The 22471-nt window shown below is 70.4% G+C and carries 22 protein-coding genes; 12 read left to right on the top strand and 10 right to left on the bottom strand.

The genetic code is table 11. The annotated features are described in order from the left end of the window. Positions 1–168 precede the first annotated feature (168 nt). On the bottom strand, positions 169–1059 hold the full coding sequence (locus tag J7I97_RS26865) for a 2-hydroxy-3-oxopropionate reductase (RefSeq protein ID WP_214939519.1): 891 nt from the start codon (positions 1057–1059) through the stop codon (positions 169–171). Positions 1060–1134: 75 nt separating this feature from the next. Continuing rightward, positions 1135–1968 (bottom strand): TIM barrel protein, encoded by an 834-nt coding sequence (locus tag J7I97_RS26860; protein WP_214939516.1) that lies wholly within the window; start codon positions 1966–1968, stop codon positions 1135–1137. A 126-nt stretch (positions 1969–2094) separates the two neighbouring features. On the opposite strand from J7I97_RS26860, the gene J7I97_RS26855 reads away from it, so the two are divergent. The 7 genes from J7I97_RS26855 (at position 2095) to J7I97_RS26825 (ending at position 8081) form a co-directional block, all read left to right on the top strand. After that, positions 2095–2346 carry a thiamine-binding protein gene (locus J7I97_RS26855; protein WP_214939513.1) on the top strand — a complete coding sequence of 84 codons (252 nt, stop codon included), beginning with the start codon at positions 2095–2097 and terminating at the stop codon, positions 2344–2346. Then, complete coding sequence (locus J7I97_RS26850; RefSeq protein ID WP_214939510.1) at positions 2343–2726, top strand: helix-turn-helix domain-containing protein; 384 nt, start codon at positions 2343–2345, stop codon at positions 2724–2726. The genes J7I97_RS26855 and J7I97_RS26850 overlap by 4 nt, the downstream gene beginning before the upstream one ends. Before the next feature lie 154 nt (positions 2727–2880). Continuing rightward, complete coding sequence (gene uraD / locus J7I97_RS26845) at positions 2881–3387, top strand: 2-oxo-4-hydroxy-4-carboxy-5-ureidoimidazoline decarboxylase (protein WP_214939507.1); 507 nt, start codon at positions 2881–2883, stop codon at positions 3385–3387. Positions 3388–3395: 8 nt separating this feature from the next. Further along, complete coding sequence (gene uraH / locus J7I97_RS26840) at positions 3396–3785, top strand: hydroxyisourate hydrolase (protein WP_214939504.1); 390 nt, start codon at positions 3396–3398, stop codon at positions 3783–3785. Positions 3786–3790: 5 nt separating this feature from the next. Further along, positions 3791–4714, top strand: coding sequence for a factor-independent urate hydroxylase (gene pucL, locus J7I97_RS26835; RefSeq protein ID WP_214939501.1), 924 nt, complete (start codon positions 3791–3793; stop codon positions 4712–4714). A 191-nt stretch (positions 4715–4905) separates the two neighbouring features. Next, positions 4906–6309: an 8-oxoguanine deaminase gene (locus J7I97_RS26830; protein WP_214939498.1), complete on the top strand. Its 1404-nt coding sequence runs from the start codon at positions 4906–4908 to the stop codon at positions 6307–6309. A 383-nt stretch (positions 6310–6692) separates the two neighbouring features. Next, the gene (locus J7I97_RS26825; RefSeq protein WP_214939495.1) at positions 6693–8081 is read left to right on the top strand and encodes a nucleobase:cation symporter-2 family protein; all 1389 of its coding nucleotides are present in this window, start codon (positions 6693–6695) and stop codon (positions 8079–8081) included. A gap of 196 nt (positions 8082–8277) precedes the next feature. Here J7I97_RS26825 and J7I97_RS26820 read toward each other — a convergent pair whose 3' ends face one another. Continuing rightward, positions 8278–9468 carry a GDSL-type esterase/lipase family protein gene (locus J7I97_RS26820; protein WP_374103564.1) on the bottom strand — a complete coding sequence of 397 codons (1191 nt, stop codon included), beginning with the start codon at positions 9466–9468 and terminating at the stop codon, positions 8278–8280. Positions 9469–9737: 269 nt separating this feature from the next. On the opposite strand from J7I97_RS26820, the gene J7I97_RS26815 reads away from it, so the two are divergent. After that, positions 9738–11276, top strand: coding sequence for an NnrS multi-domain protein (locus J7I97_RS26815; protein ID WP_214939489.1), 1539 nt, complete (start codon positions 9738–9740; stop codon positions 11274–11276). 97 nt (positions 11277–11373) lie between these two features. Here J7I97_RS26815 and aceB read toward each other — a convergent pair whose 3' ends face one another. From aceB to J7I97_RS26800, 3 genes are all read right to left on the bottom strand, one after another. Continuing rightward, entirely contained in the window at positions 11374–13002 is a 1629-nt protein-coding gene (gene aceB / locus J7I97_RS26810) for a malate synthase A (RefSeq protein ID WP_214939486.1), read from the bottom strand. A gap of 263 nt (positions 13003–13265) precedes the next feature. Beyond that, the gene (locus tag J7I97_RS26805; RefSeq protein ID WP_214939483.1) at positions 13266–13901 is read right to left on the bottom strand and encodes an NTP transferase domain-containing protein; all 636 of its coding nucleotides are present in this window, start codon (positions 13899–13901) and stop codon (positions 13266–13268) included. Continuing rightward, the gene (locus tag J7I97_RS26800; RefSeq protein WP_214939479.1) at positions 13844–14059 is read right to left on the bottom strand and encodes a hypothetical protein; all 216 of its coding nucleotides are present in this window, start codon (positions 14057–14059) and stop codon (positions 13844–13846) included. Before J7I97_RS26800 ends, J7I97_RS26805 begins: the two co-directional genes overlap by 58 nt. Before the next feature lie 89 nt (positions 14060–14148). Here J7I97_RS26800 and J7I97_RS26795 point away from each other — a divergent pair, with 89 nt between their 5' ends. After that, positions 14149–15636, top strand: a complete 1488-nt coding sequence (locus tag J7I97_RS26795) for a PLP-dependent aminotransferase family protein (RefSeq protein ID WP_214939476.1) — start codon at positions 14149–14151, stop codon at positions 15634–15636. A gap of 7 nt (positions 15637–15643) precedes the next feature. On the opposite strand, the gene J7I97_RS26790 is transcribed toward J7I97_RS26795, so the two are convergent. The 3 genes from J7I97_RS26790 to J7I97_RS26780 form a co-directional block, all read right to left on the bottom strand. Next, positions 15644–16093, bottom strand: a complete 450-nt coding sequence (locus J7I97_RS26790; protein ID WP_214939473.1) for a hypothetical protein — start codon at positions 16091–16093, stop codon at positions 15644–15646. Between the two features lie 99 nt (positions 16094–16192). Then, positions 16193–16822 carry a response regulator transcription factor gene (locus J7I97_RS26785; RefSeq protein ID WP_214939470.1) on the bottom strand — a complete coding sequence of 210 codons (630 nt, stop codon included), beginning with the start codon at positions 16820–16822 and terminating at the stop codon, positions 16193–16195. Beyond that, positions 16819–18009 (bottom strand): sensor histidine kinase, encoded by a 1191-nt coding sequence (locus J7I97_RS26780; RefSeq protein WP_214939467.1) that lies wholly within the window; start codon positions 18007–18009, stop codon positions 16819–16821. The genes J7I97_RS26785 and J7I97_RS26780 overlap by 4 nt, the downstream gene beginning before the upstream one ends. A 134-nt stretch (positions 18010–18143) precedes the next feature. Between J7I97_RS26780 and J7I97_RS26775 the strand changes: the two genes are divergently transcribed. Together J7I97_RS26775 and J7I97_RS26770 are read left to right on the top strand one after the other, a co-directional pair. Then, entirely contained in the window at positions 18144–19229 is a 1086-nt protein-coding gene (locus J7I97_RS26775) for an ABC transporter permease (RefSeq protein WP_214939463.1), read from the top strand. After that, positions 19226–19915: an ABC transporter ATP-binding protein gene (locus J7I97_RS26770; protein WP_214939461.1), complete on the top strand. Its 690-nt coding sequence runs from the start codon at positions 19226–19228 to the stop codon at positions 19913–19915. Before J7I97_RS26775 ends, J7I97_RS26770 begins: the two co-directional genes overlap by 4 nt. Positions 19916–19994: 79 nt before the next feature. Here the strand turns inward: J7I97_RS26770 and J7I97_RS26765 are convergent, their stop codons facing one another. Further along, positions 19995–20798 (bottom strand): IclR family transcriptional regulator, encoded by an 804-nt coding sequence (locus J7I97_RS26765; RefSeq protein ID WP_214939460.1) that lies wholly within the window; start codon positions 20796–20798, stop codon positions 19995–19997. Between the two features lie 336 nt (positions 20799–21134). Between J7I97_RS26765 and allB the strand changes: the two genes are divergently transcribed. Further along, positions 21135–22469: an allantoinase AllB gene (allB, locus tag J7I97_RS26760; RefSeq protein WP_374195517.1), complete on the top strand. Its 1335-nt coding sequence runs from the start codon at positions 21135–21137 to the stop codon at positions 22467–22469. The last annotated feature ends 2 nt before the right edge of the window (positions 22470–22471 follow it).

The raw sequence follows: 22471 nt of genomic DNA, 5'->3' as shown, positions 1-22471 counted from the left end.
CGGCGTGAACGCGACGTCAACAGTTTGTTGAAAAGAAAAAGTGAGGAGAGGGTAATCCGGACGGTGCCGGCGCTTGGGCGCGACAGGACAGGTGTCAGCACCGGCACCATCCGGAAACTCAGGTCCCCCTGAACGAACGAGGGGGAGCGGAGGCGCTCAGATCCGAGATCAGATCTGGGCGCCGGAGAGGCGCTCGACCGCGCGGAGCAGGGCCGAGTGGTCCAGGCCACCGTCACCCTGGGCGCGCAGCGAGGCGACCAGCTGGGCGACGACCGCGCCGACCGGGAGGGCCGCACCGACATTGCGGGCGGCGTCGGTGACGATGCCCATGTCCTTGTGGTGCAGGTCGATCCGGAAACCGGGCTTGAAGTCGCGGTTCAGGAAGTTGTCCTTCTTGCGGGTCAGGACCGTGGAGCCGGCCAGACCACCGTTGAGGACGTCCAGCGCGGCCTGGAGGTTCACGCCCGACTTCTCGAGGAAGACGACGGCCTCGGCGCACGCCTGGATGTTCACCGCGACGATGAGCTGGTTGGCAGCCTTCACCGTCTGGCCGGAGCCGTGCGGACCACACAGGACGATGGTCTTGCCGAGCGCCTGGAGGACCGGCAGGGCCTCGTCGAAGTCGGCCTGCTCGCCACCCACCATGATCGACAGGACGGCCTCGATGGCGCCGGCCTCGCCGCCGGACACCGGGGCGTCGATGACGCGGATGCCCTTCTCGGCGGCGTTCTTCGCGAGGTCGATCGAGGTCTGCGGGGTGATCGACGACATGTCGATGATCAGCGCGCCGGACTTCGCGTTCTCGAGGATGCCGTTCTCACCGTAGGAGATGGCCTCGACCTGCGGGGAGGCGGGAACCATCGTGATGATGACGTCGGCGTCCTTGACGGCCTCGGCGATCGAGCCGGCCGCGGAACCGCCGGCGGCGGCCAGGCGGTCCAGCTTGTCCTGCTCCAGGGTGAAGCCGGTGACCGAGTAGCCGGCCTTCAGGAGGTTCTCGGCCATGGGGGAGCCCATGATTCCGAGACCGATCCAGGCAATCTTGGGGAGGGTGCTCATGATGAGGGTCCTTCTCTTAATGCTTTGTACGAAAAGTGCGTGACGTGCCTGGCTGATCGCCTGGACTTTGTCCGCCTACTTGGCGGCGCGGGCCTCCGCCGGCAGCCACGCGAACGAGGCGGCGGCGTCGGCGGCCTTGTACTCCAGGCCTACGTAGCCCTCGTATCCGGCCTTCTTCAGCTGGTCGAGCAGCTCCTCGAGGGGCAGCTCGCCGGTGCCGGGGGCACCGCGTCCCGGCTTGTCCGCGATCTGGACGTGCCCGGTCTTGGCGGCGTACTTTTCGATGACCTCGGAGAGGTCCTCATCGTTCATCGCCAGGTGGTACAGGTCGAGCAGGAACTTGGCGTTCCCGAGGCCGGTGGCCTCGTTCACCTTGTCCACTACCTCGATGCCGGCCGGGGCGCTCACCAGCGGGTAGAGCGGCGACTCGGGCTTGTTGAGGGTCTCGATCAGGAGGATCGCACCCACACGGTCGGCGGCCTGAGCGGCCACGACCAGGTTCTTGAGGGCCAGCTCGTCCTGAACCGCCGGGTCCACACCCTCGACGCGGTTGCCGTAGAGGGCGTTCAGCGCCTTGCAGCCGACCGAGGCGGCGAAGTCCGCGGCCACGTTGATGTTGGCGTTGAAGCGGTCCGACTCCTCACCGGGTACCGAAACCGCACCGCGGTCCGGGCCCGGCAGCTGGCCGGCGTAGAAGTTCAGGCCCACCAGCTGGGTGCCGGCGTCCTCGAGAGCCTTCTTGAGGGCGTCGAGCTCGGCCTGAGCGGGGGTGGGGGTCTCGATCCAGGGCCACCACAGCTCGACCGCCGTGAAGCCCGCCGCGGCGGCAGCCGCGGGACGCTCCAGGAGCGGGAGTTCCGTGAAGAGGATCGAAAGGTTTACATCGAAGCGCTGGTCCGTGTATCCCATGAGGGGTGTGCGCTCCTTCCGTATTGCGGAAGTTAGTTTCTGCTTGATGGAAGACTGCATCGGGCTCGCCGTAGATGTCAAGTACGGACTGACGAAAAATCGTGACTGCGCAGTAGGTTGACCTGCGTGCGATTGAGAGTGGAGTTCACGACCGAGCCCTTCGATCTCGAAGAGGCCCCCGCCCATGCCGTGGCCGCTCGCGAGGTCATCCAGAAGGCCCAGCTGGACGCGGTGGATGTCGGCCCGTTCGGCAACACCGCCGAAGGCGAGTCCGACCAGGTGCTCACCGCGGTGGCCGCGCTGCTGCGCGACTCGCTGGAGTCCGGGGCGACCCGCGTGTCGCTCCAGGTCAATGTGATCGGGGAGGACACCCCATGACCGAGCCCCGCGACCACCCGTTCGTCACCGCGGTCAAGCCGCTGGTCGACGCGATGGGCGGCGAGCTGATGGATCCGGCCCTGGCGTCGCCCGACGACGTCGTGCTGACCTGGGAGGGTCAGGAGCTGCTGGCCGTACGCCTGCCCCAGCTGTCCGACTCGCTGGACCACATCCTGGCCGCGCTGGAGCGCCGGCACGGCGTACCGCTGTCCCAGCTCGACCGGAAGTCCAAGCAGGACGTCGTGCGGATACTGGAGGCGCGTGGCGCCTTCTCCGTGCGGCACGGCGTGGAGACGGTCGCGGGCGCCCTGGGCGTAAGCCGTTTCACGGTCTACAACTACTTGAACAGGGAAAACCCCAACAAGAGCAGCAAGGCGTGAAACCTGCTTGACCCACAGTGACGAGCCGCCGCCCAATTCACCCGGGCGGCGGCTTTTGTGTACGGGAAGTTTCAACAAAGTGTTGACGCCCGGTTGTCGAGGGCGTTAGCTATGCGCAGCCCGTCAAAGCAACAACAGGCCACGGAGGCCTACCGTGACTTCGAGTCCGACCCCGGGTCTCACCCGGTTCAACGCCTTGGACGACAGCGCGGCCACGGCCGAGCTCCACGAGGTGTGCGCCAGTTCGGCATGGGGGAGCAAGCTGCTCGCCCAGCGCCCCTTCGCCACCGCCGACTCCCTCTTCGCCGCGAACGAGGCCGCCATGGCCGAGCTCACCGCCGAGGACCTCGGCGAGGCGATGGGAGGCCACGCGCCGATCGGCCGGCCGAAGCCGGGAGACCCGACCTCCGCCCGCGAGCAGCGTGGCATGGCCGGCGCCTCGGAGGAGCTCAAGAACGAACTCCTCGAACTGAACCTGGCGTACCAGGAGAAGTTCGGCCACGTCTTCCTCATCTGCGCCACCGGTGCGACCGGTGAGTTCATGCGGGACGCGGTCAAGGTCCGGATCGACCACTCGCCGGAGCAGGAGCGAGAGATCGCCCGCGGCGAGCTTGTGAAGATCAACCGGATCCGCCTGACCCGCCTCGTAGAAGGAGAGTGAAGCCGCGCATGAGCACTGAGACCACAGCGTCGGTGTCCACCCACATCCTGGACACCAGCATCGGCAAGCCCGCCGGGGGCGTCGCCATCTCCCTGTCGGCCCGCACGGGCCTGGACGGCGAGTGGGCGGCCCTGGGCGGCTCCGCCACCGATGCGGACGGACGCTGCAAGGACCTGCCGGCCCTGCCGGAGGGCACCACCCACGTACGTCTCGACTTCGAGACCGAGACGTACTTCTATAAGAAGCAAGCCGAGGCGCAGCAGGACGCCCCCCGCGTAAGGGACAGCGGTGCGTTCTTCCCCGAGGTCACCATCACCTTCGCGGTGAACCCGGGCGAGCATTACCACGTACCGCTGCTGCTCAACCCGTTCGGCTACTCCGTTTACCGAGGGAGCTAGCAGACATGCCCACGATTCTCGGCCAGAACCAGTACGGCAAAGCAGAGAACCGCGTAGTCAAGATCACGCGGGACGGCGACACCCACCACATCAAGGACCTGAACGTCTCGGTCGCCCTCTCGGGTGACATGGACGACGTCCACTACTCCGGCTCGAACGCCAACGTCCTGCCGACGGACACCACCAAGAACACGGTGTACGCGTTCGCCAAGGAGTACGGCATCGAGTCCGCCGAGCAGTTCGGCATCCACCTGGCGCGCTGGTTCGTCAACAGCCAGGAGCCGATCCAGCGCGCGCGCATCCGGATCGAGGAGTACGCCTGGGACCGGATCGCCACCTCGGACGCCAACTCGAAGTTCATCGGCTCCGATGAGGTGAACCACTCCTTCGTCCGTCAGGGCATGGAGACCCGGGTCACCCAGATCACGTACGACGGCCAGAACTGGGAGGTCATCTCCGGCCTCAAGGACCTGGTCGTCATGAACTCCACGAACTCCGAGTTCTGGGGTTACGTGAAGGACAAGTACACGACCCTGAAGGAGGCCTACGACCGGATCCTGGCCACCCAGGTGTCGGCCCGCTGGCGCTTCAACTGGTCGGATGACGAGCAGCGGATGCCCAACTGGGAGAAGTCCTACGCCGAGACCCGCAAGCACATGCTCCAGGCCTTCGCGGAGACCTACTCCCTGTCGCTGCAGCAGACCCTGTACCAGATGGGTTCGCGCATCATCAACCACCGTTCGGAGATCGACGAGGTTCGCTTCTCGCTCCCGAACAAGCACCACTTCCTCGTCGACCTCGAGCCCTTCGGCCTCAAGAACGACAACGAGGTCTACTTCGCCGCGGACCGGCCGTACGGTCTGATCGAGGCGACGGTTCTCCGCGACGGCGTTGACGCCCGTATCCCCGTGGACATGACCAACCTCTGATGCGACACGCGCGTCCCGGGGCTCCGCAGTGGCCCCGGGACGGCGCGCAACACTCTCAACTTCCTGAATCGGCACCCGGACGCACCACTCGGGGCGGCAGTACTGTCAGCTGTCAAGGCCCCCGGCTCCGGCACTCAAATCCCCTGGGTTTTGCCGTGCCCGCACCGCCACTGAAAGCACGAGGAAGTCCCATGGCAGCATCGGCAGCCCATGACAGCGCCGTCGAGCGCATCGTCATCGAGAACTGTGCGATTGCGACGGTCGACGCGAACGACACCGAGTACGCCTCGGGTCACGTCGTCGTGGCCGGCAACAAGATCGAGTCCATCGGCGCGGGCAAGGCCCCCGAGAACCTCGAGAACGTAGTCCGCCGCATCGACGGCACCGGGCACCTCGTGACTCCCGGTCTGGTCAACACCCACCACCACTTCTACCAGTGGATCACGCGTGGTCTGGCCACCGACCACAACCTCTTCAACTGGCTCGTCGCGCTGTACCCGACGTGGGCGCGCATCGACGAGCAGATGGCGTACACGGCCGCCCAGGGCTCCCTGGCGATGATGGCCAAGGGCGGCGTCACCACCGCCATGGACCACCACTACGTCTACCCCAAGGGCTCCGGCGACCTCTCCGGCGCGATCATCCGCGCCGCGTCCGAGATGGGCGTCCGCTTCACCCTCGCCCGCGGCTCCATGGACCGCAGCGAGAAGGACGGCGGCCTGCCGCCGGACCACGCCGTCGAGACCCTCGAAGGCGCGCTCGCCGACACCGAGGCGACCGTCAAGAAGCACCACGACTACTCCTTCGACGCGATGACCCAGGTCGCCGTCGCCCCCTGCTCCCCCTTCTCGGTCTCCACCGAGCTGCTGAAGCAGGGCGCCCAGCTGGCCCGCCGCCTCGGTGTGCGCATGCACACGCACGGCAGCGAGACCGTCGAGGAAGAGCAGTTCTGCAAGGAACTGTTCGGCATGGGCCCGACCGACTACTTCGAGTCGACCGGCTGGCTCGGCGAGGACGTGTGGATGGCGCACAGCGTCCACATGAACGACTCCGACATCGCCGCGTTCGCCCGTACCAAGACCGGTGTCGCGCACTGCCCGTCCTCCAACGCCCGTCTGGCCGCCGGCATCGCCCGCGTCCCGGACATGCTCGCCGCCGGTGTCCCGGTCGGCCTCGGCGTGGACGGCACCGCCTCCAACGAGTCCGGTGAGCTGCACACCGAGCTGCGCAACGCGCTGCTGATCAACCGCCTGAACCCGGTCCACCGCGAGCGCGCCCTCAACGCGCGCCAGGCCCTGCGCCTCGGTACGTACGGTGGCGCCCAGGTCCTCGGCCGCGCCGACAACATCGGCTCGCTGGAGGTCGGCAAGTGCGCCGACCTGGTGATGTGGAACCTGAGCACCCTGGCTCACTCCTCCATCGCCGACCCGGTCACCGCGCTCGTCTTCGGTGCGGCCGCCCCGGTCACCCTCTCGCTGGTCAACGGTAAGCAGATCGTCGAGAACAACCGACTGCTCTTCGCCGACGAGGACGCCATCGCCGTGTCCACGCGGGAAGAGGCCCAGCGCCTCGCGCGGATCACCGCGCAGGGCTGATCTTCCCCCTGGCTTCGCCGGGGGGATCCCCCACCAGGCTTCGGCGGGTGGGACCCCCAGGAGTCCGGCCGAGGGGGACGGCCCTCGGCCGGCGGCCGCGGACCCGAGCGGGGTCCGCGGCAGCCGTTCCCGGGACGCGCCCGAGGTTCTTTCCGAAGGCGCCCCCGGGGGCGGTGACTTGTGCCACTGCTTCCTCGTTTTCGCGGAACGACTCGGGCGAATCGTTTCCGCATGCGACGAATCGTTTTCGCATGCCCTGAATCACTGCACCACCCCCCACCGCGCCACCACCACAACTGAACACAGGCTCGACTCGCACAGCTTTCGCACCACCTCCAAGACACCCACGTCCCTGCCGACGTGTTAACCGACCGGAGGAAGCCGTGGCCCCTACGCCCAGGTTTCGCAAAGACGCAGTCGCAGTACCGGAGGAGAAGCACCCGGTCGACGAGACCTTGCCTCCGCTGAAAATGTTCACGAGCGGTCTCCAGCACGTGGCCGCCATGTACGCGGGTGTTGTCGCCCCGCCCATGATCGTCGGCCCGGCCGTCGGTCTCTCCGCCACCGAGACCGCCTTCCTGATGGGCGCCTCGCTCTTCACCGCAGGCCTCGCCACCCTCCTCCAGACCCTCGGGTTCTGGAAGATCGGCGCCAAACTCCCCTTCGTCAACGGCGTCTCGTTCGCCGGTGTGACCCCGATGATCGCCATCGGCAAGGGGGAGGGGGACAACGCCATCCCCGTCATCTTCGGCGCGATCATCGTCGCCGGACTTCTCGGCTTCCTCGCCGCCCCCTACTTCGGGAAGCTCGTCCGCTTCTTCCCGCCCGTGGTCACGGGTACGGTCATCACCCTGATCGGCGTCTCACTGCTCCCCGTGGCCTTCAACTGGTCGCAGGGAGGCAACCACGCCGCCCCCGACTACGGCTCGGTGAAGAACATCGGCATGGCCGCCCTCACCCTGGCGATCGTCCTGCTGATGCGCAAGTTCCTGCGGGGCTTCCTCCAGCAGATCGCCATCCTGCTCGGCCTGGTCGCCGGCACCCTCATCGCGATCCCGCTGAACATGACCAGCTTCGACGCCGTCAAGAACGCGGACCTGGTCGGCTTCCCGACCCCGCTGCACTTCGGCGCCCCCCAGTTCCAGGTCGCCGCCATCATCTCGATGTGCATCGTCATGCTGGTCTGCATGACCGAGTCCACCGCGGACATCCTGGCCCTTGGCAAGATCGTGGGGCGCCCGGCGGACGAGAAGACCATCGAGGGGGGCCTGCGCGCCGACACCCTCGGCAGCGCGCTCAGCCCGCTGTTCAACGGCTTCATGTGCAGCGCCTTCGCCCAGAACATCGGGCTCGTGGCGATGACCAAGGTGCGCAGCCGGTTCGTCGTCGCGGCCGGCGGCGGCATCCTGATCCTGCTCGGTCTGTGCCCGGTGGCCGCCTCCGTCATCGGCGTCGTCCCGCTGCCGGTCCTCGGCGGCGCCGGCATCGTGCTCTTCGGCTCGGTCGCGGCCAGCGGTATCCAGACCCTGGCGGGCGCGGCCATGGAGAAGGGCGAGAATGCCCTGATCGTGGCCGCCTCGGTCGGCATCGGCCTGATCCCGATCGCGGCGCCCGAGTTCTACCACGCCTTCCCGAAGGACCTGCTGGTCGTCCTCGACTCCGGCATCAGCACGGGCTGCGTGGTGGCCATCGGGCTGAACCTGGCCTTCAACCACCTCGGCGCCGGGCGGGGCACGGCCTCGTCGGCCGCGGAACCGGTGCCGGTGCACTGAGCCCCGCCGACCCGGACTCGTACCGGACGCGGCGACGAGCGTGCGGCGGTGCGGACGCCACCCACTGCGGGTGTGGCGTCCGCACCGCCGTCGTCCGCGCGGTACTAGTGTGCCCGGACCCCTTGCCGCAACTCCCGGTAGAAGGTGTCCTGTTCCGGGTCCGCGGCCGTATACAGTGCGCCGTCCTGCGTCCGGGTTACGAGACCGGCGCGAGGTACATCCCGCTCTGGTCCGCCCCCGCGGTGTTCTTGCAGCCGAAGTTGGCGGTGGCCGGCTGCGCGGTGACCAGCGCGAGGCAGCGGCCGGCGGCCAGCTGGCCGAAGTAGTTCGGGTGCATCGACTCCTGGACCAGCCCCTGCGTCTCACTGCTGTCGATCCAGCGCGCCCACTCGCTCGTCTTCGCCGACGCCGGGACCGTGGAGGTCACCAGCGTGCTCGCCTTCGCGCACACCTCGCGCCCCTGGAGCATGTCCTTCAGGTCCAGGAACTGCACGCCCTTGGCCGCCGCGACGCCCTTCAGCCGGCCGGCGATCTGCGGCACGAGCGAGTCCCGCGCCCAGTCCGAGTCCCGGTTCCAGAACGGGCACCCGCCGGTGTTGAGGCGGCTCCAGTCGCTCTGCGTGTACCGGTTCTCCGCGCCGCGCGGTATCGGCGACGGGTAGGACTGCAGCACGATCCGGTACGCGGAGTCGGAGTACCCGGCGCCCCGCATGACGGCCCGGATCTCGTCGACGGACTTGCCGACGTTCGCCATCGCCCCGTCGATCTTCTCGTCGACCCCGGCCTGCTGGTCGTCGTAGCAGTAGGAGTTCCAGAGGATGAAGTCGTACGCGCAGGCCTTGATGATGTCCGCGAAGCCGAGGTCGTTCCCGCCGATGGACAGCGCGATCACCTTGACGTCGTGGCTGGCGGCCACGGAGGCGAGCTGGTCGGCCTGCGGGGCCTCGCCCTTGTAGGACACCCCGCCGTTGGACGCCCGGTACACGTTCTCGGAGACGGCTCCCGAACAGGCCAGGTTCACGGCCACGTCGGCGATGGCCCCAGCGCTCTTGACCTCGGCGGAGTCGGAGCGGTGACAGCCGCCGGCGGTGGTCCCGTACACCTTCGCGGGGTCGTACGTACTGCCGCTGACCCAGGCGCGGTCGGTGCCGTTGCGGCTGCCGGTGTTGGTCAGGCTGTTGCCCTTCCAGCGCCCGGCTTCGCCGGATATGTAACTGTCGCCCATGGACACCACCGCGGTGGGCCCGGTCCCGGGACTGGCTACCGAGGTCCCGGCCCCGCCCGCCACGAGCGCGCCGACGGTGAGCGGCAGAACCATCCCGATCCCGGCCATTCGTCGCACTCGACGGCGGTCCCGGTTCTTGCTGACGTTGCGGAATCCGATCACTGCGGAACTCCTGCGGTCGGCCATGGCGAAGCCAGGGAACAACTCCGTGGCATGGCTGGGGAAGTGGGGGTAACCGCCGGCCGGTGGCAAGCAGAAAGGTGGCACGTGGTGCGTTGTTACCACCAGGTAGCGGCGGATTACGATGATGTAACAACCGACCGGTCGTTCGGCTCGTGAATGCCTGGAGTCCTGGCCGAATCCGGCCTGTGCGGAGACGATTCGCGCTTACAGTCACCGAACTGACGGGGGGTGTGCAGGGGGATGGACTGGTGACGCGACGGCGGTACGACCAGCGCGTGCTCGCGCTGGTCGAGGTGCGGGGCGAGCCGCGGGACTTCGAGCAGGCCAAAGCGGAATTCGCCGGGCAGCGCTGGCCCGTCGTGGACGAGTTCGGCAGGGGCGAGGGACCGTCGGCCGGAGTGCTGAGCCCGGACCCCCGGGCGCGGCTGTTCTGGGTCGAGGTGCGGCTCTTCGGGGCGCGCAACGAGAGGACCGAGCGCGCGGCCGGCTGGCGCGTTCGCGGGCTTGCGAAAACGGCCGTCCTGGAGATGTACGTACGGCGGACCCAGCTGGTGGATCCGGACCGGGAGCAGCTGGAGGAGTACCGCTCCCACACCACGGCCCACCGGCCGGATCCCCGCCGCGCGGTCGGCCGGTGGGTGCGGGCCGCGGAGAATTCCGGCTGGTACGACACCGGGTCCATCGCGCTGGGAACGCCGTCGGAGGCCAGACGCCTCGCCCGGATGGGCCTGCCGGGAAGCGCCCCCGCCCGCGCGGATCTCGACGTACGGATGTCGCCCCGGCGCGGGCGGCGCGCGATCGAGCTGCGGCGCGAGGACGACTTCATGCGGCGACTGGCGCGGATGTTCGGCTGGCTGCTCGGGATGGCCTTCGCCGCCGGCTGCTTCAGGGAAGTGGAGGGCCATGCCCGGTGGCTGTGGCTGGCCGTCGGCTGCGGATGCCTCGCGCGGGGGCTCTTCCTCGCGAGCGGCCTCGCAGCCTCCCAGGGGCGCCTGTTCGGGTTCGCGGGCGGATGCCTCGGTGCCCTCGCCCTCCTGCTCTTCGTGTACGGGGTGCCCGGGTTGGGGACGGCCCCGTGGACACCTCGCCTGATGCTGCTCGACACGGCGGTGGTGGTCACCCCCGTCGGCATCTGGCTCCTCGTACGCCAGTGGACGACCTGGACGGAATGGCTCACGGCCACGGTCCCGCTCGCGGTGACCATGGCGGCCGGCCTCGTCGTCGCCTCCGGTTCGGTCCTGCACGGGCTGTACGGGGACGGTCTCGACCTCACCCCGGACGAGCTCGACGTGCCGGGCCTGTGGCAGGTGGTGGCCGGGGCGAAACTGGTTTCCTACCTCGGTGTCGGGCTCCTGGGGCCTGCGCTGTGGGGGATCGCCAAGCACTTCCACTTCGCCTTCACGCGTCCCGGCGAGTACCTGAACGTGGCCGTGTACGTCCTGCTCTACGTCGTGGTCGTCGCCTCACTGGCGAGCTTCGCCATGGACAACGCGGCGAGGGCCGTCGAGCGGACCAAGGCCGCCGCGGAACACCGCGGGCAGGCGCCCCCGTACTTCGGGGTCCAGCCGGAGTGGGTGTGCGTGCAGCCCACTGTTGCGGTGGCCGAGCTCAACGCGGAGGGAGGCCTGCTCGATCCGGGCCGGCCCTATCTGTTCTTCGGCGTGGCCGACGATGTTGCGCTGCTGTGGAACACCGACACGGACGCCCCGTTGAAGGAGCGGACGGACCAGGTGCGGCTCGTGCCCACCCGGGATCCCGCCCGGGCGTGCCCGCGGACGGGCGGCTGACACAGCGGACAGCCCCGCCCCCGACGCGTCAGGCGTGTCGGGAGCGGGGCTGTTCTTCAGGGTTCGGCTGCTGTGCGGTTCAGCCGAAGGCGGGGATTCAGCCGATGAGCTGGTCGTACGCGGGGAGGGTGAGGAAGTCCGCGTAGTCCGCGTCGAGCGAGACCTGGAGGAGCAGGTCGTGCGCCTGCTGCCACTTGCCGGCCGCGAAGGCCTCCTCGCCGACCTCGGCGCGGATGGCGGCCAGTTCCTCGGCGGCGATCTTGCGGGTCAGCTCGGCGGTGGCCTTCACCAGTTCGCCGTCGTGCTCGAAGGCGACCCCGGCGTTGATCCACTGCCAGATCTGCGAGCGCGAGATCTCGGCGGTGGCCGCGTCCTCCATCAGGCCGAAGATGCCGACGGCGCCCAGGCCGCGCAGCCACGCCTCGATGTAACGGGTGCCGACCTGGACCGCGTTGCGCAGGCCCTCGTACGTCGGCTTCGCGTCCAGGGAGTCGATCGCGATCAGGTCGCCCGGGGCCACCGAGACGTCCTCGCGCAGGCGGTCCTTCTGGTTCGGCTTCTCGCCGAGCACCGCATCGAAGGAGGCCATCGCGATCGGGACCAGGTCGGGGTGGGCGACCCAGGAGCCGTCGAAGCCGTCGCCCGCCTCGCGGTCCTTGTCGGCCTTGACCTTCTCGAACGCGACCTTGTTGGCCTCGGCGTCCTTGCGGGACGGGATGAAGGCCGCCATGCCGCCGATGGCGTGCGCGCCGCGCTTGTGGCAGGTGCGGACGAGGAGTTCGGTGTAGGCCCGCATGAAGGGGGCGGTCATCGTCACCGCGTTGCGGTCCGGGAGGACGAACTTCTCTCCGCCGTCGCGGAAGTTCTTCACGATGGAGAAGAGGTAGTCCCAGCGGCCCGCGTTCAGGCCCGCCGCGTGGTCGCGCAGCTCGAACAGGATCTCCTCCATCTCGTACGCGGCCGTGATCGTCTCGATCAGCACGGTCGCGCGGACGGTGCCCTGCGGGATCCCGACGTAGTCCTGGGCGAAGACGAAGATCTCGTTCCAGAGGCGCGCCTCAAGGTGCGACTCCGTCTTCGGCAGGTAGAAGTACGGGCCCTTGCCGAGGTCGATCAGGCGCTGCGCGTTGTGGAAGAAGTACAGGCCGAAGTCGACGAGCGAACCGGAGGCCGGGCTGCCGTCGATCTGGAGGTGGCGCTCCTCCAGGTGCCAGCCGCGCGGCCGCATCACGACGGTGGCGAGCTGCTCGGCGGACTTCAGGGCGTACGCCTTGCCCGTGCGCGGGTCGGTGAAGTCGATGCGGCGCTCGTAGGCGTCGATGAGGTTGAGCTGGCCGAGGACGACGTTCTCCCAGGTGGGAGCCGAGGCGTCCTCGAAGTCGGCGAGCCAGACCTTGGCGCCCGAGTTCAGGGCGTTGATGGTCATCTTGCGGTCCGTCGGACCGGTGATCTCCACGCGGCGGTCGTTCAGTGCGGCCGGGGCCGGCGCGACCTTCCAGTCGCCCTCGCGGACCTGTGCGGTGTCCGGGAGGAAGTCGAGGCTGGAGGTGCGGGCGATCTCGGCGCGCCGTTCGGCGCGGCGGGCGAGCAATTCGGCCCGGCGGGGACCGAACCGGCGATGGAGTTCCGTCACGAAGGCGAGGGCCGCTTCGGTGAGGACTTCGTCCTGCCGGGGCAGGGGCTCGGCGGCGACGATGGCCAGCGGGGACGGCGCTGGTGCGGACATATCTGTCACTCCTTCAGCGGCGGTGCCTGGCGGCCGCGGGGGAATGCTCGCGCGAGACGGCACGCAGTGCCGTCGGGTGTGGAGAGTTCCGGAATACGGTCGCGGGCGCCGTCTGGGGGTTCAGGGCGCTTCTGACCAGTGGATAGTAATTTCCTCATGGTGGAAGTTCAATGGTTTGTTGATGTCGAGATTCTCTGAGTCAACAGATTTTGACGTCCGGTGGCCCTCAGTGCCATCGCGGTCACACCCCGCTCAAGCCCCGTTCAAGCCAGACGTGCCAGGTCGGGCGGGGTGTCGATGTCGAAGGCCTCCGCGATGTCCCCGCACTCCACCAGGGTCAGATCCGCCGCATGCCGTGTCAGGTGCACCCGCGCGCCCTTGTCCCCGGTCGCCGTCGCCGCGATGTCCGCCCACCGGTCCGCCCCGAAGAGCACCGGATGGCCGCGCTCCCCGCCGTACGACGCCGCCACCAGGCTTGTGCGGGAGCCGTACGCCGCGCGGACCCGGGCCACCGCCGCGGGGCCGATGCCCGGCTGGTCCACCAGGGAGACCAGGGCCGCGCTGGCGTCCGTGCCCGCCAGCGAGGCGAGGCCGACCCGCAGCGACGAGCCCATGCCCTCGGCCCAGTCCGGGTTGTCCACGACCACGCAGCCGGTCAGGTCGGCGCGCTCGCGGACCTCGGCCGCCGAGGCGCCGAGCACCACGTGCACCGGGCCGCAGCCGGCCTCGCGCAGCACCCGTACGGCGTTCTCGACGAGCGGGCGCCCGCGATAGGGGAGCAGGGCCTTGGGGCGCCCACCGAGCCGGCGGCCGCCGCCGGCGGCGAGGAGCAGGCCCGCGATCACTGGGGGAGCGGGGTGGGCGGCGGTGTCGTCTGCCGGGTGTGTGTTGGCTGGCATGCCACCGATTCTCGCCCCTGCGCCGAACGGGCGGGCCGCCGCGCCAGAGTGCGTCGTACGGCGGCCAGCGCGGCCCCGATCCGCAGCGGCTCGGAGATCCGGTTCTCGGTGGCGGCGACCAGGGCGCGTTCGTCGCGGTCGGTGAGCCTCGTCAACATTTCGGCTGCTCCTTGCCAATCGGGGGCCAATACCGCGAGTCTGGACCCTGGATTGGCCTGGCGGGCAGAGCCAATCGGGGGAGGTTGGCATGGCAAACGGGCGAGTGGTCCAGACAGCGGACAGAACCATCGGCAGCCGCCAGCTCGCGGCCCTGCTGCCCGCCGAGGTGCTGGCCCGCCCCGGCTACCGGGCGCTCGCCGACGCCGTCCGCACCCTGGTCCTCGACGGCCGGATCGCCCTGCACGTACGGCTGCCCGCCGAGCGCGAGCTCGCCGAGGCGGTCGGCGCCAGCCGGGCCACCGTCACCGGGGCGTACGACCTGCTGCGCGAGAGCGGCTACGTACGCAGCCGGCGCGGCTCCGGCACCTGGACCGAACTCCCCGAGGGCCACGGCCCGGTCGGGGCGCACCTGCTGCTCGGGTCCGGGGGATACCGCCCCGACGGCGATCCGGGGATCGACCTCGCCATCGCCGCCATGGGAGCCCCGGACGGCGCCCTCGCCGACGCGCTCGCCTGGGCCGCGACCCGGCTGCCCGGGGCGGCCCGGGGCCCCGGGTACCACCCGTTCGGTCTGCCCGACCTGCGGACCGCCATCGCCGAGCGGTTCACCCGGCGGGGCCTGCCGACCCGGCCCGAGCAGATCCTGGTCACGGCCGGCGCCCAGCAGGCGTTCGCGCTGGTGATGAGCCTGCTGTGCCGGGCGGGGGACCGGGTCGTCACCGAGAACCCGACCTACGCCAACGCCCTGGACGCGCTGCGGCACGCCCGGTTGCGCACCGGGTCGATCGCCGTGTCCGACGCCGGGTGGGACATGGAGATCGCCGAGTCCACGCTGCGGCAGACCGTGCCGAGGCTGGCGTATGTGATTCCGGACTTCCACAACCCGACGGGTGCGCTGATGCCGCAGGAGCAGCGGCTGCGGCTGCTGGCGGCGACCCGCCGGACCGGAACCTGGCTGGTGGTGGACGAGACCATCGCCGACATCGCCCTGGACGTACCGGCGCCGGCGCCGCTGGCCTCGCTCGCCCCCAGGGGCGGTGCGGACCACGTGGTGACCATCGGGTCGCTGAGCAAGACCCACTGGGGCGGGCTGCGGGTGGGCTGGGTCCGGGCCTCCGCCAAGATGATCACGGAGCTGACGGCGGTCCGGGTCGCCGCGGACATGACCGGCTCGGTGCTGGACCAGCTGGTGGCGCTCCCGCTGCTGGAGGGGCTGGACCGGGCCCTGCCCGCGCGCCTCGCGCAGTTGCGGATCCAGCGGGAGGCGCTGGTGCGGTCGCTCCAGCGGCACGCGCCGGAGTGGTCCTGGCAGCTTCCGCCGGGCGGGCTGTCGCTGTGGGTGAACCTCGGCGAGCCGGTCAGCACCGCGCTGTCGGAGCGGGCCGCGGCCGCCGGTGTGTACATCGGCCGTGGAGCCCGCTTCGGGGTGGACCCCGGGACCTTCGAACACCGGCTCCGGATTCCGTACACGCTGCCCGCCGACCGCCTGGACGAGGGCGTACGGCTCCTCGCGCAGGCCTTCCACGACGGCGTCCCGCTGACCCCGGCGGTGGAACGGCCGTACTGGGTGGCGTAGGCCGGCCCTACGGCCGCTCGCGGAAGTACGCGTTCGCCGCCGGGCGGAACATCAGGGCCACCGCCGTCAGCACGGCCGCCAGGTGGAGCGTCCGGCTCGCGCCGAAGACCCAGGCGAGGGTGTCCGCGCCCGACAGGGCGGAGGTGAGGGAACCCCCGTCGAGGAGGTACCGCAAGGGCTCCACGACCAGCGAGGCGGTACCGACGACGCCGAGGCCGACGGCCAGGGTGATCCGGGCCCAGCGCGCACCCGAGCGCATGCGGAAGGCGACCAGGACGGCCGCGGTGAAGACGGTCAGGCGGACCACCAGGCCGCCGCCGATCTCGTCGGCCGGAACCCGGCCGAGCATGAGGGCGGTCTCGAACGCTCCGGCGGCCACCGCCGTGAGCCAGAGCGCGAATGCCGTGCGGACCTCGGCGGGGGGCGTGACAGGGCGGGGTGCGACGGCGGTGTGCATCGGGGCTCACTCTCCGGTCGGCGGACTCGACACTCCGATGCTCCCGCCGGGCCGGGCCGCGCACCCGCCTGCGTCCTGTCCGCCCTGGGGCTGGCCCCCCTACGGCGTGCGGATCAGGCGGCGGGTGGCGGCGGCCGCGACCGCGGAGGTGCGGGAGTCGACGCCGAGTTTCGCGTAGATGTGGACCAGGTGGGACTTGACCGTGGCCTGGCTGAGGAAGAGCTTCTTCGAGATCTGCTGGTTCGACAGGCCGTCCGCGACCAGCTGGAGGACCTCCAGTTCCCGCTTGGTCAGGGCCTCCGCCGGTGTCCGCATGCGGTCCATCAGGCGCAGCGCCACCGCCGGGGCCAGCGCCGACTGGCCGGCCGCCGCCGTGCGGACCGCCGCCGCCAGTTCCTCCGGCGGGGCGTCCTTCAGCAGGTAGCCCGAGGCGCCCGCCTCCACCGCCGCCAGGATGTCCGCGTCCGTGTCGTACGTGGTCAGGACCAGAACCCGGGGTGCCGAGGGACGGGCGGTGATCGCCGCGGTGGCCGCCGAGCCGTGCATGCCGGAGCCGAACTGGAGGTCCATCAGGACCACGTGCACGTCGGCGGAGGCGGCCAGCTCCACCGCCCGCTCGGCGGTGGCCGCCTCGGCGACCACCTCGAAGTCCAGCTCGGTGTCCAGGACCGCGCGCAGGCCGGCCCGGACCACCGGGTGGTCGTCGGCCAGGAGGAGACGGATGGTCACGGTGCCTCCGCGGGCAACGGCAGGGTGACGGCCACGGCGGTGCCCTGGCCCGGGGCGGACTCCACCGTGAACAGCCCGCCCAGCGTCTCGGCACGCGAACGCATCGCGGGCAGACCGAAGCCGCCCTCGCCGGAGGGGGCGGACGCGGGGTTGAAACCCTTGCCGTCGTCGACGATGTCCAGCGTGACCGACGTGTCCATGAAGGTGAGGGTGATCTCGGCGCGCCCGGCCCCCGCGTGCCGCACCACATTGGCCAGAGCCGACTGCGCGATCCGCAGCAGCGCCACCTCGTACGGGGTGGGCAGGACCCGCGGTGCCCCGCTCAGGGAGAAGCGCACGCGCGGACCGGGGGCGGCCGAGCACAGCCGTTCCAGCGCCGCCGCGAGCGATCCGTGTTCCAGATCCGGAGGCGTGAGGGCCCGTACGAAACGACGCGCCTCGGCGAGGTTCTCCTGGGCGGCCTCCCGGGCCCGGCCGATGTGCTCCAGAGCCGGGGCGTCGTCGGGCAGCGATCGCTCCGCCGCCCGCAGGAGCAGCTGGATGGACGACAGGCCCTGGGCCAGCGTGTCGTGGATCTCCCGGGCCAGCCGCTCCCGCTCGGCCAGGATCCCCGCGCTCCGCTCGGCGGCCGCCAGCTCCGCCCGTGTCGTGATGAGCTCTTCGATCAGCTCTCGGCGCCGCTCGCTCTCCCGGTACAGCGCCTGGTAGCCCAGTACGGTCGCCACCGCCACCGCCGCGCCCAGGAGCGGCCCGAGGAACGCCCCCGGGGTCACCGTGGTGCTGTGCGCCAGGAACCCGCCGATCGCCGCGCAGGCGGTCACCGCGACAGCTGTGATCCCCCAGCGCAGCCGCAGCAGGTGCAGCTCCAGGAAGTACAGCGGGAAGGCGAGCCACAGCCCGTCGGGGGAGAGCGCGAGCAGCCCCGCCCAGACGGCCCCGAGCCCCGCCAGCCACACCGCCCCGGCGACGGGCGAGCGGTGCACGGAGGGCGCCCGCACCCCGGCGAGGTACACAGCGGCGGCGACCGCGCACCCGGCGACCACCCATCCGGCGTGCGGGGCGGAGTCGGCGACGGGCCGTCCGGCGGCCAGCGCGAGCAGCCCGAAGAACAGCGCGTGCAGGCACAGGCGCAGCACGCGCGAGACGGGGGTCAGGGGGCGGGAGGCGGGGTGATCCGTAGCAGCCATGGCCCGACCAGCGTAAGTGGGCGCCGACGACCCCCGGTCAACCAAAAGTTTGATGTCCGGATGCGTCCTTCGATACCAGGATCGCTCCCGTGGCGCGATGTCCCGTGGCCACGCGGACGACGAAGGTGGGGCACATGTTCGTCGCATGGAGAGATCTACGGTTCGCCAAGGGCCGCTTCGCCCTCATGGGCTCCGTCGTCCTGCTGATCACGCTGCTGGTCGGCCTGCTTTCCGGGCTCACCTCCGGACTGGCCCGGGAGAACATCTCGGCAATCACCGGACTGCCCGCCACGCATCTGGCCTTCGCGGCGCCCGCCGGGGACCAGAAGGTGTCCTTCACCAACTCCCAGGTGCCCGAGAGCGCCTGGCAGGCCTGGCGCGGGCAGCCGGGGGTGAAGGCGGCGGAGCCGCTCGGCATCCGGACCACTAATGCCGTCTCCGGTGAGCGTGCCGCCGCCGTCTCCGTCTTCGGCGTCGACCCGGCCGGGAGGCTCGCGCCGCCGAAGTCCGGCCTCACCCAGGGCAAGGCGATCCTCACCGAGAAGGCCGCCAAGGAGCTCGGCGGGCTCACGGCGGGCGCCAGGCTCAGGGTCGGCCCCCTCGAACTCACCGTGGCCGCCGTCGCCGGCACCGCCGCCTTCAGCCACACCCCCGTGGTCTGGATGGACCTGGGCGACTGGCAGCGGATCGGCAACCCCGGCACCTCCCTCGACACCCTTGCCACCGTGATCGCCCTGGACGCCCCCGGGGCCGACCTCGCCGCCGGTGACAAGGCCGCCGCCACCAAGACCCGGACCGTCGACGGAGCGCTGAGCGCCATCGGCTCCTACACGTCGGAGAACGGCTCGCTCCAGCTGATGCGCGGCTTCCTCTTCGCGATCTCGGCCCTGGTGATAGGGGCCTTCTTCACGGTGTGGACGATCCAGCGCAGCGGTGACATCGCCGTCCTGAAGGCACTGGGTGCCTCCACCCCGTACCTGCTGGGGGACGCCCTCGGCCAGGCCGTCGTCATGCTGGCCCTCGGCACCGGACTGGGCACGGCTCTCGCCGCCGCCTTCGGCGCGCTGATCAGCGGGGGCGACGTGCCCTTCGTACTCGACGCCGCGACCGTGCTCTTCCCCGCCGCGATCATGATCGTGCTCGGCGCGCTCGGGGCGGCCCTGTCCATCCGGCGGATCACCGCCGTCGACCCCCTGACCGCCCTCGGGAGCGCCCGATGACCCTGCTCGTGCACGACGTCACGCTCACCTACCCGGACGGCGACAGCCGGCTCACCGCCCTCGACGCGGTCCGCCTGGAGGTGCCCGCGGGCACGCTGACGGCGGTGATCGGACCGTCCGGCTCCGGTAAGTCCAGCCTGCTCGCCGTAGCCGCCACCCTGGTCACCCCGGACTCCGGGCAGGTGGTGGTGGCCGGCCAGGACACCGCGCGGCTCAGCGCCGCCGAGAAGTCGGCCCTGCGCCGCGAGAAGATCGGCATCGTCTTCCAGCAGCCGAATCTGCTGGCCTCGCTGACCGCCGCCGAGCAGCTCCAGGTCATGGCCCACCTCTCCGGCCGCCCCTCCCGGCAGCTGCGCCGGCGCGCCCTGGAGCTGCTGGACGCAGTGGGCCTGGCCGACAAGGCCGACAGGCGCCCCCATCAGCTCTCCGGCGGCCAGCGACAGCGGGTGAACATCGCTCGCGCCCTGATGAACGAGCCCGCCGTGCTGCTGGTCGACGAGCCGACCAGCGCCCTCGACCACGAGCGCGGCGCGGCCGTGCTCGACCTGCTGGTCACCCTGACCCGTGAGCGCTCCACCGCGACGGTGCTGGTCACCCACGACCACGCCCACCTGGAGCGGATGGACCGCACGGCGACCATGACGGACGGCCGCCTGACGGAGACCGAGAGAGTGTCCGCCGCCTGATCCGGAGGTACGCCGGGTGCACGAAGGCCCCGGCCGCCCCTCGTGCGGGGGGCGGCCGGGGCCTTCGTACGACGGTGCCCTAGGCGGGGTTCTGGCTGGCCAGCGCCACCGACAGCTCGGCCGCGACACCCTGGAGGATCGGCACGATCGAGTCGGTCAGGGCCTCGGTGACCCGGCCCGCCGGACCGGAGATGGAGATCGCGGCGGCGGTCGGCGAGTTCGGCACCGACACGGCGAGGCAGCGGACCCCTATCTCCTGCTCATTGTCGTCGACCGCGTAGCCCGCCCTGCGGACCTGCTCCAGCGCCTCGAGGAAGCCCTCGGGCGTGGTGATGGTCTTCTCGGTCGCGGCCGGCATCCCGGTGCGCGCGAGCAGGGCCCGTACCTCGTCGGCGGGGGTGTACGCGAGCAGCGCCTTGCCCACCCCCGTGGAGTGCGGCAGGACGCGCCGGCCGACCTCGGTGAACATGCGCATGGAGTGCTTGGACGGCACCTGGGCGACGTAGACGATCTCGTCCCCGTCGAGCAGGGCCATGTTCGCCGTCTCACCGGTCTCCTCGACCAGCCGGGCGAGGTACGGGCGGGCCCAGGTGCCCAGCAGCCGCGACGCGGACTCGCCGAGGCGGATCAGCCGGGGCCCGAGGGAGTACCGTCGGTTGGGCTGCTGCCGGACATAGCCGCACGCGACGAGGGTGCGCATGAGCCGGTGGATGGTCGGCAGCGGCAGGCCGCTGGCGGCGGAGAGCTCGCTGAGGCCGACTTCGCCTCCGGCGTCGGCCATACGTTCGAGCAGATCGAAGGCGCGCTCAAGGGACTGGACGCCACCGCTGGCGGCGGTGGGCTTGGCGGAAGCGTCGGTGGTGCTGGCGCTGGACGTCGGCACGGCGCGGTCCTTTCGGTGCTGGCAGGCAAGGAAGCAGCCTACCGGTCGGTCGGCGTCGGCCCTAGAGCCGGGGCAAATGCCGTCCCCGCCGGTCAGAGGCGGTTTGTCCGGGTGGCGGACATCCTCGGGAAGTTACCTTCCCGCCCCCGGGTAGTGATAGCTACATTCTGGATAGTGAAATCTTAATTCCATCCTGTGGAAACATCCAATTGCGATGGAGACGTGTCAGTGGTCCGTCCGGGCGCTCTTGACTGGCTCCGGATCGGCGTGAAGACTCCGTCAACAGAACGTTGAATTTCGCTCTGTGGAAGTAGATGGGGAGGTTCCGTGTCCGACGTGGCTGTGGAACTGGTACTGCGCTCGACGCGCGTCATCACCCCCGAGGGGACGCGTGCCGCTTCGGTGGCCGTCGCCGGCGGGAAGATCACGGCCGTGCTGGCGTACGAGGCCGAAGTGCCGGCCGGAGCCCGGCTGGAGGACTTCGGAGACGACGTCCTGCTCCCCGGCCTGGTGGACACCCACGTCCACGTGAACGATCCCGGCCGCACCGAGTGGGAGGGCTTCTGGACGGCCACCCGCGCCGCCGCGGCCGGAGGCATCACCACGATCCTCGACATGCCCCTCAACTCCCTTCCGCCGACCACCACCGTGGACCACCTGCGCGTCAAGCAGGAGGTCGCCCGTACCAAGGCGCACGTGGACATCGGCTTCTGGGGCGGCGCGCTGCCGGACAACGTCAAGGGCCTGCGCCCGCTGCACGACGCCGGCGTCTTCGGCTTCAAGTGCTTCCTGTCGCCCTCGGGCGTGGACGAGTTCCCTCAGCTCGACCAGGAGCAGCTGGCCACCTCCCTCGCCGAGATCACCGGCTTCGGCGGTCTGCTGATCGTGCATGCCGAGGACCCGCACCACCTGGAGTCCGCGCCGCAGAACCCGGGCCCCAAGTACGCCGACTTCCTCGCCTCCCGCCCCAAGGATGCCGAGAACACCGCGATCGAGAACCTGATCGCCCAGGCGAAGCGACTGAACGCCCGCGTCCACGTCCTGCACCTGTCCTCCTCCGACGCGCTGCCGCTGATCGCCGCCGCGAAGGCCGAGGGCGTGCAGATCACGGTCGAGTCGTGCCCGCACTTCCTCACCCTGACTGCCGAGGAAGTCCCGGACGGCGCCACCGAGTTCAAGTGCTGCCCGCCCATCCGCGAGGCCGCCAACCAGGACCTGCTGTGGGACGCGCTCGCCGACGGAACGATCGACTGCATCGTCTCCGACCACTCGCCCTCCACCGCGGACCTGAAGACCGGCGACTTCGCCACCGCCTGGGGCGGCATCTCCTCGCTCCAGCTGGGCCTCCCGGCGATCTGGACCGAGGCCCGCCGCCGCGGACGCACCCTGGAGGACGTCGCCCGCTGGATGTCCGCCGCCCCGGCCGCGCTGGCCGGACTGGGCAGCAAGGGCGCGATCGAGGCCGGCCGCGACGCCGACTTCGCCGTCCTGGCCCCCGAAGAGACCTTCACCGTGGACCCGGCCGAGCTCCACCACCGCAACCAGGTCACGGCGTACGCGGGCAAGACGCTGCACGGCGTCGTGAAGTCCACCTGGCTGCGCGGTACGCAGATCGCCGACCACGGCACCCCGACCGAGCCCACGGGCCTCCTCCTCGAAAGGCAGAACTGACA

Source organism: Streptomyces sp. ISL-87 (assembly GCF_018614095.1).
In the GTDB taxonomy this organism is placed as follows: Bacteria; Actinomycetota; Actinomycetes; order Streptomycetales; family Streptomycetaceae; genus Streptomyces.
This window is presented reverse-complemented; position numbering and strand designations above follow the sequence as displayed.